The organism is Mucilaginibacter gilvus (assembly GCF_004054195.1).
GTDB lineage: Bacteria > Bacteroidota > Bacteroidia > Sphingobacteriales > Sphingobacteriaceae > Mucilaginibacter > Mucilaginibacter gilvus.
The window spans coordinates 445,947-463,502 of record NZ_SBIW01000008.1; the positions used below are offsets into that span (position 1 = coordinate 445,947).

General features: G+C 44.3%; 14 protein-coding genes and 1 pseudogene. 4 read left to right on the forward strand and 11 right to left on the reverse strand.

What is annotated here, in order from left to right; genetic code table 11:
- Positions 1–416 precede the first annotated feature (416 nt).
- Positions 417–1,220, reverse strand: a pseudogene (locus tag EPL05_RS24375) (FkbM family methyltransferase).
- Positions 1,221–1,316: 96 nt separating this feature from the next.
- On the opposite strand from EPL05_RS24375, the gene ettA reads away from it, so the two are divergent.
- Positions 1,317–2,999 (forward strand): energy-dependent translational throttle protein EttA, encoded by a 1,683-nt coding sequence (gene ettA / locus EPL05_RS18820; RefSeq protein WP_128535528.1) that lies wholly within the window; start codon positions 1,317–1,319, stop codon positions 2,997–2,999.
- A 219-nt stretch (positions 3,000–3,218) separates the two neighbouring features.
- Here the strand turns inward: ettA and EPL05_RS18825 are convergent, their stop codons facing one another.
- Entirely contained in the window at positions 3,219–4,106 is an 888-nt protein-coding gene (locus EPL05_RS18825) for a DUF4349 domain-containing protein (protein ID WP_128535529.1), read from the reverse strand.
- Positions 4,107–4,557: 451 nt separating this feature from the next.
- Positions 4,558–5,013, reverse strand: a complete 456-nt coding sequence (locus EPL05_RS18830; protein ID WP_128535530.1) for a nuclear transport factor 2 family protein — start codon at positions 5,011–5,013, stop codon at positions 4,558–4,560.
- A 66-nt stretch (positions 5,014–5,079) separates the two neighbouring features.
- On the opposite strand from EPL05_RS18830, the gene EPL05_RS18835 reads away from it, so the two are divergent.
- The gene (locus EPL05_RS18835; RefSeq protein WP_128535531.1) at positions 5,080–6,783 is read left to right on the forward strand and encodes a hypothetical protein; all 1,704 of its coding nucleotides are present in this window, start codon (positions 5,080–5,082) and stop codon (positions 6,781–6,783) included.
- 71 nt (positions 6,784–6,854) lie between these two features.
- Here the strand turns inward: EPL05_RS18835 and dnaA are convergent, their stop codons facing one another.
- The 3 genes from dnaA to EPL05_RS18850 all read right to left on the reverse strand — a co-directional run bounded on the left by dnaA (position 6,855) and on the right by EPL05_RS18850 (position 10,676).
- Entirely contained in the window at positions 6,855–8,279 is a 1,425-nt protein-coding gene (dnaA, locus tag EPL05_RS18840) for a chromosomal replication initiator protein DnaA (protein WP_128535532.1), read from the reverse strand.
- A 334-nt stretch (positions 8,280–8,613) separates the two neighbouring features.
- Positions 8,614–10,161, reverse strand: a complete 1,548-nt coding sequence (locus tag EPL05_RS18845; protein WP_128535533.1) for an acyl-CoA mutase large subunit family protein — start codon at positions 10,159–10,161, stop codon at positions 8,614–8,616.
- A 5-nt stretch (positions 10,162–10,166) separates the two neighbouring features.
- A complete protein-coding gene (locus tag EPL05_RS18850) occupies positions 10,167–10,676 on the reverse strand; it encodes a DUF7935 family protein (protein WP_243837327.1) in 510 nt (169 codons plus the stop codon).
- A gap of 114 nt (positions 10,677–10,790) precedes the next feature.
- Between EPL05_RS18850 and EPL05_RS18855 the strand changes: the two genes are divergently transcribed.
- Positions 10,791–11,144: a HesB/IscA family protein gene (locus EPL05_RS18855; RefSeq protein ID WP_128535535.1), complete on the forward strand. Its 354-nt coding sequence runs from the start codon at positions 10,791–10,793 to the stop codon at positions 11,142–11,144.
- Positions 11,145–11,263: 119 nt separating this feature from the next.
- On the opposite strand, the gene EPL05_RS18860 is transcribed toward EPL05_RS18855, so the two are convergent.
- Positions 11,264–12,001 carry a TlpA family protein disulfide reductase gene (locus tag EPL05_RS18860; protein WP_128535536.1) on the reverse strand — a complete coding sequence of 246 codons (738 nt, stop codon included), beginning with the start codon at positions 11,999–12,001 and terminating at the stop codon, positions 11,264–11,266.
- Positions 12,002–12,145: 144 nt separating this feature from the next.
- On the opposite strand from EPL05_RS18860, the gene EPL05_RS18865 reads away from it, so the two are divergent.
- The gene (locus tag EPL05_RS18865) at positions 12,146–13,384 is read left to right on the forward strand and encodes an ABC transporter permease (protein ID WP_128535537.1); all 1,239 of its coding nucleotides are present in this window, start codon (positions 12,146–12,148) and stop codon (positions 13,382–13,384) included.
- A 140-nt stretch (positions 13,385–13,524) separates the two neighbouring features.
- Here EPL05_RS18865 and EPL05_RS18870 read toward each other — a convergent pair whose 3' ends face one another.
- From EPL05_RS18870 to EPL05_RS18885, 4 genes are all read right to left on the reverse strand, one after another.
- Entirely contained in the window at positions 13,525–14,268 is a 744-nt protein-coding gene (locus EPL05_RS18870; RefSeq protein WP_128535538.1) for a tyrosine-protein phosphatase, read from the reverse strand.
- Between the two features lie 3 nt (positions 14,269–14,271).
- Positions 14,272–15,324 (reverse strand): dTDP-glucose 4,6-dehydratase, encoded by a 1,053-nt coding sequence (gene rfbB, locus EPL05_RS18875; protein ID WP_128535539.1) that lies wholly within the window; start codon positions 15,322–15,324, stop codon positions 14,272–14,274.
- Between the two features lie 82 nt (positions 15,325–15,406).
- Complete coding sequence (gene galE, locus EPL05_RS18880) at positions 15,407–16,426, reverse strand: UDP-glucose 4-epimerase GalE (protein WP_128535540.1); 1,020 nt, start codon at positions 16,424–16,426, stop codon at positions 15,407–15,409.
- A gap of 58 nt (positions 16,427–16,484) precedes the next feature.
- A complete protein-coding gene (locus EPL05_RS18885; protein ID WP_128535541.1) occupies positions 16,485–17,477 on the reverse strand; it encodes a UDP-glucuronic acid decarboxylase family protein in 993 nt (330 codons plus the stop codon).
- Positions 17,478–17,556 lie beyond the last annotated feature (79 nt).

The window sequence follows — 17,556 nt, forward strand, 5'->3', positions numbered from 1 at the left end:
TGCCTTTTGTTTTTTAAACCTGAGAACCGCCTGATTATTACTATAAATACGACAAAAACCTAATATTAAGATGAGTTTTTGCGGGATTAGTTTAAAACACTGAAAATAAACCCGGCCTTTTAATATAAGCAGGGCAAATAGTCATTCCCTGTATGACAATACGGCATAAGCTGTTTAGCTTGTAGTAGCTGTCCTCTATCGAAAGCAAACCAAAACATTTGCATTGTAATATACAAGTTATTGAATGAATTTTAAATGAAAATTATGGAAATGCCCTTGCATTGGGCACAGATGCAATATTTTCCGCTTTTAAGGCGCATTAATGTGGGTTTACATTTCCCCTGTCTTGCTACACCGCCCTCCCCTGTACATAAACCACCCTCGCGTTACTAATCCTTTCCCTCACAAAATCGAAATCACAGATATAGCGTTTTATGCTCGGTATTCAGCTGCGCATACTTCAGCTCGCGCGCGAAGGGCGTATACTGCATAGTTTTAAAACCGTGGTTCAGCAGTAATCGATGAATATCCTTATCATCAAATCCATAACGGTTGCCGGCTCCGTTAAGTTCAATAATAATGGCTTTTAACCCCGGCGATGCCAGTATACTTGCCGCCCCGTTTAATACCTCGGTTTCAAAACCTTCTACATCTATTTTGATGAGCGCGGGCGTTTCTCCTGCCAGGGTATTGTCCAGTGTATCTACAGGTACTTCGGTAATGTCAGTATCCTCGTCGGTTGCCACATGGTTTCCGGTATCATGTGCCCGGGTGAATTTTAAAATGCCTTTTTAACTGCCGATGCCAATGTTTAGCGCGTTTACCTTATCTCCAATATTATTGAGTTGGATGTTTTGCAACAGGTTTTTAAAAGTGGCAGGCAAGGGCTCAACCGTTACCGACCGGGCGCCTATCTCGGCAGATGCCAGCATCGTGTAGCTGCCAATGTTGGCACCCACATCAGCAAAAAGATCGCCGGGGCGCAGAAAATGCAACAGGAAAGCCATATCCTCAAACTCGTGCAGGCCGCAATAAATGTTGCCCGTAGCGCCGGTAAGGCCTTTCCAAACCATCAGTTTGCTGTTTTGGGTGAACTGAAATTCGACAGGCTTCTTATGCAGCCGCGAGGTTATTTGCCACTTCAGCAATTTAGCTATCCCGGCCAGCCTGTGCCCTTTGGTAAACGGGTGGTTAAGCACAAAGTTTATGGTTCGCTGCATGGCGCAAATTATAAATTATAGTGCTATATAAATTCAAACATCTTGCGTTAATTTCTCTTTTTAACAGATATTTGCCACCACTAATTATAACGCTACATGGCTGACGAAAAGATCATATTTTCTATGGCGGGGGTAAGCAAAGTTTATCCGCCTCAAAAAACCGTATTAAAAAACATTTACCTCTCGTTTTTCTATGGCGCCAAAATTGGCGTTATCGGTTTAAACGGTTCCGGTAAGTCAAGCCTGCTTAAGATCATCGCCGGTATCGACAAAACCAACATCGGTGAGGTTGTTTTTTCGCCGGGCTATACCGTAGGCTACCTGAGCCAGGAACCGGAGCTGGACCCCAACAAAACCGTAAAGGAAATTGTGGAGGAAGGCGTTGCCGCGACCACTGCTTTATTGAAGGAGTACGAAGACATCAACGAAAAATTCGGGCTGGAAGAATATTATGGCGATGCCGATAAAATGGACAAGCTGATGAGCCGCCAGGGTGAACTGCAGGACCAGATAGACGCCGTAAACGCCTGGGAACTGGATACCAAGCTGGAGCGCGCTATGGATGCACTGCGTTGCCCAGACCCTGATGCCAAAATTTCGGTGCTATCGGGTGGTGAGCGCCGCCGCGTGGCACTTTGCCGCTTGTTATTGCAGGAGCCGGATGTTTTGTTGCTGGATGAGCCAACCAACCACTTGGATGCCGAATCTATCGACTGGCTGGAGCAGCACCTTAAACAATATAAAGGAACAGTTATAGCCGTAACGCACGACAGGTACTTTCTGGATAACGTTGCCGGCTGGATATTGGAGCTTGACCGTGGCGAAGGTTTACCATGGAAAGGGAATTATTCCTCATGGCTCGATCAGAAATCTAAACGCCTTGCCCAGGAAGAAAAAGGTGAGAGCAAGCGCCAGAAGATATTGGAGCGCGAGCTGGAATGGGTACGCATGGGGCCCAAGGGCCGCCACGCCAAATCAAAGGCGCGTTTATCCAACTACGATAAATTAGCATCCGAGGAAACCAAGGACAGGGAAGAAAAATTGGAACTCTTTATCCCACCGGGCCCGCGTTTGGGTAATATTGTTATCGAAGCCAACAATGTTACCAAAGCTTATGGCGATAAGGTATTGTTCGAGAATTTAACCTTCTCTTTGCCTCCTGCGGGTATTGTTGGGATCATTGGTCCCAACGGTGCGGGTAAAACCACTTTGTTCCGTTTAATAACCGGGCAGGATCAGCCGGATGCCGGGACTTTCCGTGTAGGGGATACCGTTGCCTTAGGCTATGTTGACCAGATGCATGACGACCTGGATCCTAACAAATCTGTTTGGGAAAACGTTACCGGCGGCCTGGAAACTATTATGGTGGGCAACAAGCCACTTAACTCGCGCGCCTACGTATCCCGTTTTAACTTTAACGGCGCCGATCAGCAGAAAAAAGTTGGCGTACTATCCGGCGGTGAGCGTAATCGCGTGCATTTGTCCATCACGCTTAAAAAAGGCTCGAATGTTTTATTACTGGATGAGCCTACTAACGATATCGACGTGAATACGTTACGTTCCCTGGAAGAAGCCCTGGAAAACTTTGGCGGCTGCGCCGTAGTAATCAGTCACGACAGGTGGTTTTTAGACAGGATCTGTACCCACATACTGGCGTTTGAAGGTAACTCGCAGGTTTACTTCTTCGAAGGTAACTACAGCGATTACGAAGAAAACCGTAAAAAACGTTTGGGTGATGTAGCGCCTAAAAGGATAAGGTATAAGAAATTGGTAGAGTAATTGTCTGAATCAGAATTTTCAGAATTAAAGAATTTTCAGAATATAACTAATCAAGCCCGGTACTACCGGGCTTGATTAGTTTAGTCACCACCTCATTGCGAAACTTCGCGCAGGGAAAGAATGGTGGAGGGCTGTGGCAGTCCCCGGCGAGCGGGGTGGATTTGCAAAGTTTCTCTGGTTACCGAGGATTGCCACGCTATCGCTCGCAAAAACGATATTTTATACAGTGGTGGCAGGCAACACTGTCACATACTTTTTCCTATAAAACTTATATGCCATCCACAAGCCCAAGCCTATCAGTACAAATACCCAAAGATTAGCCAACCCAAGCAAAATTTCGGTAAACATCAACCAGCCGCTGGCGATAGCCATCCCCAGGCGTTTAAAAAATGGCAACTGGTAACTCGATGGGTCATCATTGGCAATCATTTCTTTTAGAATGGTGTTGCTCTGGTAAAAATTAAGGCTTACAGTGCTGTATTTGACGGCGGCGTTTATCCGCTGATTATTTATCTGGCCGTCTATCATATCATCTTTCAACCATAAAACCTTTTCTGGGTCTTTAATAGTTATTTTGCCCTTCTTTTGCTGCGCTACCAATTCTTTGCGGCTATCCAGCTTCATTTTTGCGGAAAGGTAATCCAATGATTTATCTTCAATATCCATTTTGCTGCCAGTGATATAGAGGCCCAGGTGGCTCACATCCGACATGAATCCCTCCAACTTTTCCGAAGGAACCCGCACGTTCATATCCGCGCTGGTGTTAAACGCCGAAACCCTGATCAACGAGTCGTCGCTTATGCGTACGTCATGACTATTTTCGACATTCGAATGCATTTGATGATGGGTAACCATGCCCTTGTAGCGCGCGGTTAAGGCCGCAACCGAGTCGCCGGTTTGCTGCACGTTTTTTACCTTCATGCTCATATCAGATGTTTTCACCAGTTTTGGTTCCACTTCAAAAGCAACGCTGTCGTCTCTTGAGGAATATGCCCTGGCGGTATCTGCAGCGCTGTTGTTTACAACTTCGTAGTCCCCATGTGTTTTTCCTTTACAGGCGGCCAGCAAAGCTACGCCTGCCAGCACAAATAATATTTTTGTTTTCATGATGATTTATTTGGTTTAGTATTGATACCCGTCACCATGAAATAGTAACCCTGTTTTTACAGTTTTTATTTATATAAATTATTGACTATCAGATAATTAATAAGAAAACAGAAAGCCCCCGGTTAATTTACCGGCGGCTAAAAATGAATACCTGTCAACAGAGCTTTAATACCTCTTTTAAAATTGAAGCCGATAACGCTGTAGTTTGATTTTCCTGATGATTTAATTGGTTTAGTATTGATACCCGTCATCCATAAATAGTAACCCTGTTGATGGGCTGATAATTAAAATGTTACAAACGAGGAAGAGAAGCAAGAGATAAGAATCAAGGGACAAGACAAACCATCGCAAATGTCTTAGCGGGCTTGCCAGGCATCATCGGCTTTGCATAGTGCATGGTCTTCGACAAGCTCAGACTGACAAAATTTTAATAACAGGAGTGGATGAAGCTTTACTCCGGGCAGTTATCCTTACGTCGGGTATCGATGATGTACACAATCTTCCAGCCGGTGGCAGTTTTCATCAGTTGGAAAAAGTCGATACCGCAGTGACTAAACGTTTTGCCGAGGTAGAATTTGTAGGGTGTCCACACGCTGGCGAGCGGGCCATCCACTTTAATATCGCCAAAGGTGATACGCTCGTCCCAAATTTCTTTATGCGGTGTGCCCACGGCTTTTATAAATCCATCAGGTTTTTCATTCTCCAGCACATTTGTACCATCAGGTTTTGTATTTACACCCTGGAAAGCCAGCCCATCTGCAAAAACCGACTTCAGCATGGTACTGTCGCCCTTGCGCATGGCATCAAACATGGTGTTGATGGCTTTTTTGATATCATCTTTATCGGTTTGGCAGAAAGCGGGGAGGGAGAAAAGGGCCAGAGTTACAACGATAAACAGTTTTTTCATGATTGTAAAAATTAAAATATCAATTACTAAGATATTCAAATTATATTCAACCTGTAAAACCTTATCATGAAAAAACTGGCAATCTTAATAGCCTTCCTGTCTGTAGCCTCCGTAACCAAAGCACAGGGCGACTACGAACCCAAAATGGTGATATTAGCGCCGTTTGCTACCACTATAGAACCAAGCCTTAAAGCGGAAACTGACAAGCAAACCGAGGAGCTAAAAAGCTCACCAATGGCCACGGGACAACTACCGGCAGACGGTGGCAAGCCCGGAAATATAAAATTGATGACCAAAAGCACCTTGAGCTTTTTTAAACAGGTAAATTTTTCTAAAACGATATCACTGACAGCGCAGGATTACCTGATCTACAAATTTTATGAGCATTTCGAAAACTGCCTGATATTGCTGGGCAGTGAAACCTCGGGCGGAGAACTGGCCGACCTGCAAAAAATAGCCGTTAAAGAAAATACCACTTATGTGTTGAATTTCCCCAAGGTGTCATTTTACAAAGAGAACAAGCAAACGGTTTGCAAAATACAGGTGCAATTGTACGATGTGCAATCCAACCAAATATTGTTTAACAATGAATACACCGGCGGTTGGAATAACCCTGGGTTTGAGTTTGCTTGCGAAACAGGCACCATTGGCTGCACCATAAACAATGCTTTGGCCCCGGCTTTTCAGGAGGTTATCCGCGGGGTGGCCAGCACCAATAAAACGATAGTGCGTGCAAGAGAATTGGCAGAGCAACGGGCAGCATATATAGAAAAAAGTGTTTATCCGAAAACCTTTGACGCATTGTTGGTTAAAGATGTTGTTAAGGATTCCACCGTTAACTTCAATAACCTTTATCAAAATTTTTACAGCCCGGATAGAGCTAAATTTGTAGCATTTTTTATCACTACGCTCGATAAAAAAGATGCAAAGCCGCTATTGGCTGCTAAAAGTGACAACAATGTTAAGATTATTACCTCTAAGAATATTAAGGATCCCGGGTATCTTGATCAACGCCCTCAAACGTACGCTTATGTAGTAACAGGGATAAACTACCTGGGAAAATGGTATTACAAAAAATCTGAAGCAACTTACTTTGACGCGGGCACCGCTAAAGCGGGCAAGCTGGAGTTTTTAAACAATTTGCAGGGCTGGGATTACTTTGCAGATAATTCCGCCGAACCAAGCGACGGCTTTTGGGACGGGGAGCTGTTTAGAAAGGTACAAGATAAGCGCAAGGACACCGATTGGGAGAAATATAAAAAAATGTGGGCCGACGAGGAAAAGGAGAACCGGGAATACGTGGGGCAGTACGAGTTGATTGCGGATGAGTTAAAAGCCGGGAAGCGAGAGGCAGAAAAGAAATTCAGGCAACGGTTGGTTAACCTGATATTGCCGCATTACGAAAGCATGGTTAAATCTAAATCGAATCACTTCGCTAAATTGGGGGCTAATTATCAATTTCTTAATTTGATATATCCGGCGAGTGACGATGTTGTTTTAAATCCGTTTAAGGTTGTTGATGAAAAAGGAGTAGCGCGCATTCGGTTCTTCGTACTTATTCCTAAATATAACCAGTTATATGAATGGACGTTGCCAAAACCATATGTGTTGAAAAAGGGGGAGTATACTGATGAACCTATTACCAACATCATAAAAGCGTTTACCGCCTGGAGCTTCGCAGACGAAACTTTGGAAGATGCTGCTTTTTGGAAGGAAAGGATTTTATTGAAGGATGGAGGCAGCTATAAATATTTAAAGCTGATTCGATAAATCAAAAAAGCCCCGCATTCGCGAGGCTCATCTATATTGTTCAATGCCAACTATGACATTTTTAATGCCAATTACGACATCTTTAGTTTCTTTTGAATATCGGCAACGTAGCCTTTGAATTTTTTGTCGGTATCAATTAGGTCTTCAACAGTTTGGCAGGCGTAGATCACGGTAGAGTGGTCGCGGCCGCCGAAGAAGTGGCCTATAGATTTTAATGAACTTTTAGTGTGTGCCTTGGCCAGGTACATGGAAATTTGGCGGGCCTGTACAATTTCGCGTTTGCGGGTTTGCGATTTTACCATTTCGATAGGCACCTCAAAGTATTCGCAAACCAGGCTCTGGATGTATTCCATCGAAATTTCCTTGGCAGAATTTTTTACAAAATTCTTTAGCATTTGCTTGGCCAGGTTCAGGTCTATCTCTTTGCGGTTAAGGGTAGATTGTGCCAGTAAGGATACCATTGCACCTTCCAGCTCACGCACGTTGTTATCAATATTGTGGGCGACGTACTCAATTACATCGTTTGAGAGTTCGATACCGTCCTGGTAGATCTTGTTTTTCAGGATGGCCATGCGGGTTTCCAGATCAGGGATCTGCAGATCGGCAGAAAGGCCCCATTTGAAACGCGATAGCAAGCGCTCTTCTAAACCGGCCAGGTCCTTAGGGGCTTTATCTGATGTAATGATCAGTTGTTTGCCGCTTTGGTGCAGGTGGTTGAAGATATGGAAGAAGAAATCCTGTGTTTTTTCTTTGCCGGCAAAGTTGTGTACATCATCCATAATGAGTACATCTATCGCCTGGTAAAAATTCACAAAATCGTTAATGTTGTTGTGCTTTAACGCATCAACAAACTGCTGGGTGAATTTTTCGCAGCTTACGTACAATACCAGCTTATCTGGCAGGGTGCGCCTTATTTCGTTACCAATGGCTTGTGCCAGATGGGTTTTACCCAAACCTACGCCACCGTATATCATTAAAGGGTTAAATGAGGTACCGCCCGGTTTTGCGGCAACCGCGTAACCGGCAGAACGTGCCAAACGGTTACAATCGCCCTCAACAAAGTTTTCGAAGGTGTAGTTACGGTTAAGCTGAGGGTCTACATTCAGTTTCTTCAATCCCGGTATAACAAAAGGATTTTTGATATCCTTGTTAATAGAAATGGGTATTGGCATCGACTGGTTTTTTGATTCGGCGCCGTTTCCGTTAGAAGGCATATTGGTAGTATAGGGCTTTGGTGAAGATTGCTCTACAACAATATTATACTCCAGCCTTCCTTCGTCACCCAGTTGCTTTTTTATGGTTTTACGCAGCAAGCCAACATAATGTTCTTCCAGCCACTCGTAAAAGAATAAACTTGGTACTTGTATGGTTAGCACGCTTCCTTCCATCCGCAAGGCTTTTATCGGCTCAAACCAAGTCTTAAAACTTTGGGCCGGTATATTGTCTTTGATGATCTGCAAGCAGCTATTCCAAACGTTAGTACAAGTTTTTTCCATAGTAAATAGTAGTAATTCTTTGATTTTCAGCGTCCCGGCAAGCTACTTTTCAGCCCGTTTCGGAACATCGAATATTCATAAAAAAAGCGGATTAAAAAAGATATTTTGAGATTTTTTCCGAAATATATTTATCTAAAGCTTACCTTTTTTTAATGTATAATTCATATTTAATGTTATCTTTCGCAGGCAGAAATATAATAACCGCCCGTACGCAACGTACGGGCATTTTTGTAAGTTTAAACAGCAATGCACTTCGCTTTTTTGGCAAAATATCCTGCCGTTCCTACTTCAATTTGCTCTAAGTTTATTATAAATTTTAACCGGTAATATTTTATTAATATTCCCCGAAAATATCGCGGAGCGTATCAGCAATTTCGCCTAAAGTAGCGTAGCTTTCTACGGCGGTTAAAATGTAAGGCATAAGGTTATCGGTACCTTTTGCTGCGACTGCTAAATTTTGCAGCGCCAGCCTTACCTCAGCTTTATTTCTTTCTTCTTTTAAACAGATTAATTGCTCTGTTTGTTTGCGCCTGATGGAATCATTTACGCGAAAAACACTATCTGCGACAGCTTCAGCCTGAATGAATTTATTTACGCCAACCAGTACCCGCTCGCCGCTCTCAATATCGTTTTGGTATTGGTAGGCAGCTGCCGCAATTTCCTGCTGCATGTAGTCATTTTCTATGGCTTTTACCGATCCGCCCATGGCATCTATCTTATCAATATATACCTGTGCGCCGGTTTCTATTTCGTTTGTGAGTGCCTCAATAAAATAAGAGCCTGCGAGGGGGTCAACCGTATCGGTAACGCCACTTTCAAAGGCGATGATCTGCTGGGTGCGCAGCGCTATTTTAGCAGCGGCTTCGGTAGGCAGCGAAAGCGCTTCGTCGTAGCCGTTGGTGTGTAAAGATTGTGTGCCGCCAAGCACCGCGGCCATGGCCTGCATCCCTACGCGCACAATATTGTTCATGGGCTGCTGTGCGGTAAGTGTGGAGCCACCTGTTTGGGTGTGGAAGCGGAGTTTTTGTGCGCCTGCGTCTGTAGCGCCAAGTTCTTTGGTAATATGCGCCCACATGCGCCTCGCCGCCCTGAATTTAGCTATCTCTTCGAAGAAATTGTTATGGCAGTTGAAGAAGAATGATAGCCTTTTGGCGAATACATTAATATCTAAACCCTTTTCCAGCGCGGCTTTTAAATACGTTTTGCCATTGGCCAGCGTAAAGGCCAGTTCCTGCACCGCGGTTGAGCCTGCTTCGCGGATGTGGTAGCCCGATATGGATATGGTGTTCCATTTTGGTACTTCCTTACTGCAGTACTCAAAAATATCGGTAATGAGCCGCATGGATGGGGCTGGTGGGTAAATATAAGTGCCCCGCGCCGCGTACTCTTTTAATATATCGTTTTGGATGGTGCCCGAGATCTGCTTAAGATCGGCCCCCTGTTTTTTTGCTAAGGCGATGTACATGGCCAGCAGGATAGAAGCCGTAGCGTTTATGGTCATGCTGGTGGTGATATCCTTCAATTGAATGCCATCAAACAATGTCTCTATATCTTTTAGGGAATCTATCGCCACGCCCACTTTACCAACTTCGCCTTCGGCGAGTTCGTGGTCGCTATCATATCCTATCTGTGTAGGCAGGTCGAAGGCTACCGAAAGGCCCATGGTGCCCTGGCTTAACAGGTAATGGTAACGCTTGTTGCTTTCTTCGGCGGTGGAAAACCCGGCATACTGCCGCATGGTCCAGGGTTTGCCGCGGTACATATCTTTTTGGATGCCACGGGTATAGGGGAACTCTCCCGGCAACTCGGTCATGCCCGAAGGTTCGGTATACAGTTCCTTTACTTCTATACCAGAACTATTGGTGATTTTTTTACCAGCCATACGTGTTAAAATAAATCCTCCAGGTCTTTTCTTAACAACGTAATGGCAATATCATAGGGGTTATCTTCCAACTTGCCGAGGTGGTTTAAAATAATACGCCCCAGATCAAGCCCGTTGGCGTTTTCGGGCAGTGCTTTTACAGCGCTGTTGACTACGGCAAGCGTATCTTCTTTTACCCGTTTAATTACCGCCCAGGCACGGTCGCTCACATAAATTTGCTGCGTTACGTTATGCTGGAATTCGTTGCGTACCTCGTTTACAATAATGATATTCAGTTCGGCAGCCGAAAGGCTGTTGCCGTTTAGGCGAATGAGCAAATTTGCAGGGTTTACGCGCTCTACCAAAAGCACCAGCCGCTCGTAAGCTTGCAGGCGCAGCGGGAGAGTTTGCACGCTAAGGCCTTTTTTTAATTCCAGTGCCTGCAGGTTTTGGGTTTTATCTAAGTAGGGCTTAAACAGATAGAAGGCAACATACACTACGCCAATACCGGCGAGGGTATATTTTAATATATCCATTATTATGCTGTAAAGTACCATGGTTTTAAAATGTTAGGCAGAGGTCATAAATAATATGGCCGCGACAAAAATCCGCATTTTACCTTATATTTGTATAGTTAATTAAAAAATAAGATGAGCGCTATTGTTGAAACCCTAACCGCACCTGTTACTTTTACCCAGGGTGCCGTAAAAGAACTTTTTAAACTGAGAGATCAGCAGGAATTGAACGATGACTTTGGCTTACGCATTGGTGTTGAGGGTGGTGGCTGCTCGGGTATGAGCTACGTTTTAGGTTTCGACCAGAAAAAAGATGGCGACCAGGAGTTTTTAATTGAAGGTTTGGTAGTTTATATGCACAAAGCGCACGGCTTGTACCTGGCTGGCATGCAGATAGATTTTCAGGACGGATTGAACGCCCGCGGCTTTACTTTTAATAACCCTAATGCGGCAAGCACCTGCGGTTGCGGTACTTCGTTTTCGGTATAACGTCCGAACTCGAATTTTAAAGAATTCTGAGAATTTATGGAATGATATTGTAAAACCCTGTCCGTTGGATGGGGTTTTTTATTTAGTGGTTTTTCCTTTTCGCAAAACCGTTCCCTCGTTTAGTTTTCTGCTTTTACTTCTTCAATGGTTTTTTTGAGATATGTTAAGCTGCCACTGCCAAAGCCGGATGAGCTGTACCGGGTAATACCTTTTTTGTCGATGACTACGTTTGTAGGGTAGCCGTTAACGCCATAGCGGTTGCAATCTTCCCGGGCATCATAAATTTGGCGGTAATTAAACGGGGTGACTTTCAGGAAATCTTTTATCTCATATTTCAGGTCGAGCCCTATGCCTATAAAAACTACATCTGGGTTATCGGCTACTAATTTATTCAACTCCGGTATTTCTTGTTTACAGGGCTCGCAGGCGATAAACCAAAAGTTGAGCACAATAACTTTACCCGCCAGCGCTTTAAAATCCACTTTGTTGCCATTAACATCTTTGGCGTTAAACAATTCCTTTTTTTTACCTATCGGGAACGCCGGGCTTGGCGGCAGCATCATTGCGGGCAACCGGCTTCGCGTATTGTTGCGCCTCGCAATATCTTCGGCAGTCATTTTTACCAGCGTCATGGTATCCGAATCTATTCCCCTGCTTCGTAGCGTATACCCGCCCGACACCATCATTTGGTGCCATTGGGCGTAAGGCACTATAGCCCCGGTAGAATCCTTTACTATTTTTTGCTCCATAGTGCTGCTGCGAACCACCATCGTTTTAGAAACAGCAGGCTTTTCCTGCGCTTCGGCGCTAATTATTGATGCAAAGGTTAAGGTTATCAGTAATACTATCTTTCTCACGGGAGCGGTGTTTGTACCATGAAATTACTACAAGTTTTTTGTCCGCGCAAGCCGTTTTAAAATGCCATATTAAATAGTGCGCTGGCTTGTAACAAATTGTGCCATGCCTTAGTCAAATGCAAACGAGTTTCTTAATTTTAAGCCATGCCGGTAAAAACTACCTACAAAGAAAATATAGCTATCGCTCTGCAATCCATAGCGGGTAACAGGCTGCGCACCTCTCTAACAGCTTTAATTATTGCCATAGGTATTATGGCGCTGGTAGGGATATTAACGGCTATTGAAGGTATAAAACAATTTACCAACGATGCTTTTGCCGGGCTTGGCGCAAACTCTTTCACTATACAAAATCGCGGCTCGGGCATTAACTTTGGTAATGGCGGCCACCGTAAAATTTACCCTGCCATCAGTTACCAGGAAGCGGAACGTTTCCAGAAAACTTTTAAGCTGCCGGTGCGCATCAGTATTGATTTTACGGTATCGGGCACGGCCATTGCTAAATACGAGAGTATTAAAACAAACCCTAACATACGGGTTATAGGCAGTAACGAGAATTACATATTTATTAAGGGACACAAAATTGCTTACGGGCGTAATTTTTCTACGTCGGAGGCTGAGCACGGCGCCAACGTGGTGATCATAGGTGACGAGCTGAAGGCGAAACTTTTTAAAAGTACAGACCCGATAAACAAATCTATTTTGCTGGGTGCAAGTAAATTCAGGGTAATTGGTGTTATTGCGGCAAAAGGGAGCAATAGCTTTGGCGGCGATAAGTTTTGCATCATCCCGGTTGTAAAGGCGAGGCAGTTGGCGGCAACATCAAAGCCATCGTTCGCCGTTGTGGTTAACGTAGCGCAGCCAGAGGCTTTGGATGCTACCATTGGCGAAGCTACCTCATTGTTCAGGAACGTACGAAGTCTGCATTTAGGGCAGGATGATAATTTTGAGATCTTTCGTGCCGATTCGATACAGGCCGAACTGACTAGTAACCTGAACGGTGTTACCGCTGCCGGTTTTGCGGTAGGTATTATTACCCTGATAGGCGCAGCCATTGGCCTGATGAACATTATGCTGGTATCTGTTACCGAGCGTACCCGCGAAATAGGCTTGCGTAAAGCCCTTGGTGCCACACCATCCGTAATCCGTAAACAGTTTTTAATAGAAGCAATTGTAATATGCCTCATCGGCGGTGTCGGGGGTATTATATTAGGTATGGCTGCGGGTAACCTTATCGCCGTATCAATTAGTGGTACGTTTGTGGTGCCATGGTTCTGGCTGTTTTGTGCTATTGGGCTTTGTACTTTTATAGGCCTGTCATCAGGCTTTTACCCGGCAAAGAAAGCGGCTAAGCTCGATCCGGTGGAAGCGCTGCGATATGAGTAGGGATGCCGGATTTTTAGAGACAGGAATCAAGAGACAAGATAAAATAAGAAACGGGATTATGCATTTGCATATTCCCGTTTCGTTTTCCTGGCAATTCTATTTTATTTGTCTTGCTTCTTGTCTCTTAATTCTTAGCTCTGCTATAAAAGCATCTTGTTTTTCAGCGGATAGTCGTTCAGTAGCTTTTCTATATAATCGGTAGTAAGGGCATCTTCAAATGCTGCCGCGTGGCGTGGATGGTGCATATCGCTCGATATAAAATCAACTATTTGTTCGTCTATCATATCCTCTGCCATTTTTTGGGTTGGCTTGCCGTAGTAGCCCGTTAACGCTATGGTGTTCAACTGCAAAGCGCAACCCCAGCTACGGATAGCTCGCATACGATCTATATTCATATAAGCGTAACGCTCGGGGTGGGCCAAGATAGGCTTGTAACCTGCATCGCGCATTTTTTGTATCATTTGTATCACGTTGTGCGGCTCGTTAATAAACGATAGCTCAAACAATACATAGTTATCGGCACCCATGGTCATCAGGCTGCGTTCGTCTATGCGTTTCTCAAATGTCTCGTCGAAATAATGCTCTGCAGCAGCCTCAACCGGGATATCTATGTTTTGGTTTTTGAGTTCTTCTTTAAGAACAGCAAGCGCGTTCATAATAGAATCGCGATCGTTGCGGTAATAATCAACCATCACATGGGGCGTGGCAATTATTTTTTTAATACCCAGTTCCATCATTTTTTTGATGAGGACAATAGATTCTTCGGGTGTTTGCGCACCATCGTCTATCCCCGGCAGCACATGCGAATGCATATCAACCATAACCGGCCCGTAGTCGAGCGTTCTTTCTTTTTTTACTTGCTTTCTCTTAAATAATCCAAACATTCTTTAACGGTTGTTATATTGCTCACTGTAATATTCCTGGTAATGGCCCGATGTTACATCGCTTAGCCACTGCTCGTTTGCCAGATACCAATCTACAGTTTTTTCCAGCCCTTCTTCAAAAGTTATCGATGGTTCCCATCCCAGCTCGTTCTTTAACTTGGTTGCATCGATGGCGTAACGAAGATCGTGCCCGGCGCGGTCGGTAACATAAGTGATCAGCTTTGCCGATTCACCCGCTTCGCGGCCCAGTTTTTTGTCTAATATACTACAAAGCAGTTGTATCAGGTCAATGTTTTTCCACTCGTTGTGCCCGCCTATGTTATAGGTTGTGCCGATGGCCGCCTGGTGAAATATTACATCAATGGCGCGTGCGTGGTCTTCCACCCAAAGCCAATCGCGGATGTTCTCGCCTTTGCCGTACACGGGTACAGGTTTTTGCTGCTTTATATTATGGATAGCAAGCGGTATTAGTTTCTCGGGGAAATGGAACGAGCCGTAGTTGTTGCTGCAGTTAGATATTACAGTGTTTAAACCATAAGTATCGTGGTATGCCCTTACAAAGTGATCGGAACTTGCTTTTGAGGCCGAGTAAGGCGAATGCGGGTCATAAGCGGTAGTTTCCACAAACATATCGGTATCGCCAAGGGTGCCGTATACTTCATCGGTAGATACATGGTAAAAACGTTTATCTGCGTAGTTATCTTTCCAGATGGTTTTAGCCGCGTTCAGCAAATTCACGGTGCCCACCACATTGGTCATTACAAATTCCAATGGGTTGGATATGGAGCGGTCCACATGCGATTCGGCCGCAAGATGGATAACCGCGTCCGGTTGCTCTACTTCAAATAAGTTGTTAATATAGGCCAGGTCAACAATATCGCCTTTTACAAAACGGTAGTTAGGCTCATTTTCAATATCTTTAAGATTAGCCAGGTTACCGGCGTAGGTTAGTTTATCAAGATTGATGATCTGGTACTGCGGATAGGTTTTTACAAACCGGCGCACCACATGTGAACCAATAAACCCTGCCCCACCGGTAATAATGATTTTTTTCATTTCAGAAAGCTATTTTCAAATTAAAGCCGTGCTGCTGTACAAACAAAGCACAGGCTTCTATTTATGGGTGTTGTGCTATAACCTATAAGGGATTTTGCGCTAAATAGTTTTCCCAATTCCAGGCAGATGACATCATTACATTTACATCCAGCTCCGTTTTCCAATTAAGCTCGTTGGTAGATTTTGTGACATCACCCCAAACCTGCTCTACATCGCCAGCGCGTGCAGGGCCTATTTGGTAATTGAGCTTAACGCCGGTTGTTTGTTCAAAAGCCTTAATAACCTCCAGTACCGAAGTGCCTGTGCCTGTGCCAATGTTAAATACATCGAACCCTTTAAAGCTTTCCTTTTCGGCCAGTTTTAAGGCGGCTACATGCGCCTTGCCCAGGTCTACCACGTGTATGTAATCGCGAATGTTGCTGCCATCGGGTGTATTATACTGATTGCCAAACACGGTTAATTTTTCGCGTTTGCCAATAGCGGTTTGCGTGATGAATGGTACCAGGTTTTGCGGTACGCCAATAGGTAGTTCGCCAATTAAAGCGGTTTCGTGCGCGCCAACCGGGTTAAAATACCTTAACGATATTATTTTATACTTACTGCCGGCGGTTATAACATCTTTTAATATTTCCTCGGCAATTTGCTTGGTATTGCCATAAGGCGATTGCGCCGCTTTTACCGGGGCATCTTCTGTTACGGGGAGAACATCGGGCTGGCCGTAAACGGTGCAACTGGATGAGAATACAAAGTTAAGGGCTTTGCCCGCGTAAGCGTTAAGAATGTTTATTAATGAGAAAAAGTTGTTGCGGTAATATTTAAGCGGAAGCTTTACCGATTCGCCAACGGCCTTAAAGGCGGCAAAGTGGATAATGCCACCAATTTCGGGCTCCTGCCTGGCAAAATTGTTTACAGCCTCTTCATCGCAAAGGTCTAGCTTGTAAAACTTTGGTTTGTAGCCAATTATTTTTGCAAGCTGATCTAATATCTTGATGCTGGAGTTAGAGAGGTCATCAATAATTACCGGCTCGTAGCCTGCATTTACCAATTCAACCACGGTATGCGAGCCGATAAAACCTAAACCGCCTGTAACTAATATTTTCATTTATAACACTTTTGGATAAAGTTAAGCCATGCAAAGGTATTTGCAAGGCTTAACAAAATTATTTGTTGTAGGTTGTAAAATCCTTATGTTCTACCTTTTCTATCACATCTTGCGGCAGCGATTTAAAGTAGTCGTAAGTTATTTTAAGACCTTCCTCGCGCGATACCTTTGGCTCCCAGCCTAATATGGCTCTTGCTTTGGTGATATCCGGGCGGCGTTGTTTAGGGTCGTCTGTTGGCAGGTCTTTGTAAACCATTTTTTGCGAAGTACCTGTAAGTTTGATGATCTCCTCGCCAAATTCTTTGATGGTGATCTCGCTTGGGTTACCAATATTCATCGGCTGCGCGTAATCGCTGAACAGTAAACGATAGATGCCTTCTATCAGATCGTCTACGTAGCAAAACGAACGTGTTTGCGAACCATCACCAAAAACGGTAAGGTCTTCGCCACGGATAGCCTGGCCTATGAAAGCCGGCAACACGCGTCCGTCGTTTAGCCGCATACGGGGTCCGTAGGTATTAAAGATGCGCACGATACGAGTTTCTAAACCGTGGAAAGTATGGTAAGCCATGGTGATAGATTCCTGGAAGCGTTTGGCTTCGTCGTAAACACCACGCGGGCCAACTGTGTTAACATTACCCCAATATTCTTCGGGTTGCGGGTTAACGCTTGGATCGCCATAAATTTCTGAAGTGGAAGCGATAAGCATCCTGGCGTTTTTGTGCTTAGCAAGGCCCAGCAGATTGTGCGTACCCAGCGAACCTACTTTTAAGGTTTGGATAGGTATTTTTAAATAATCGATAGGGCTTGCCGGTGAAGCAAAATGCAGAATGTAATCCAATTCGCCGGATACATACACAAATGTAGAAACATCGTGATTGTAAAATTCGAAATTCTCTAATTTAAAGAGATGTTCGATATTACGCAGGTCGCCTGTGATCAGGTTATCCATCGCAATAACATGAAAATCTTCTTTAATAAACCTGTCGCAAAGATGCGAGCCTAAAAATCCGGCAGCACCGGTTATTAAAATACGTTTACGCGTTGCCATTTATTTATTTGTTTAATTCTTAATATTTAAAAAACCGAAGCCAATTTTAAAGGATACCCGCCGTGCGCAGGTAATATAG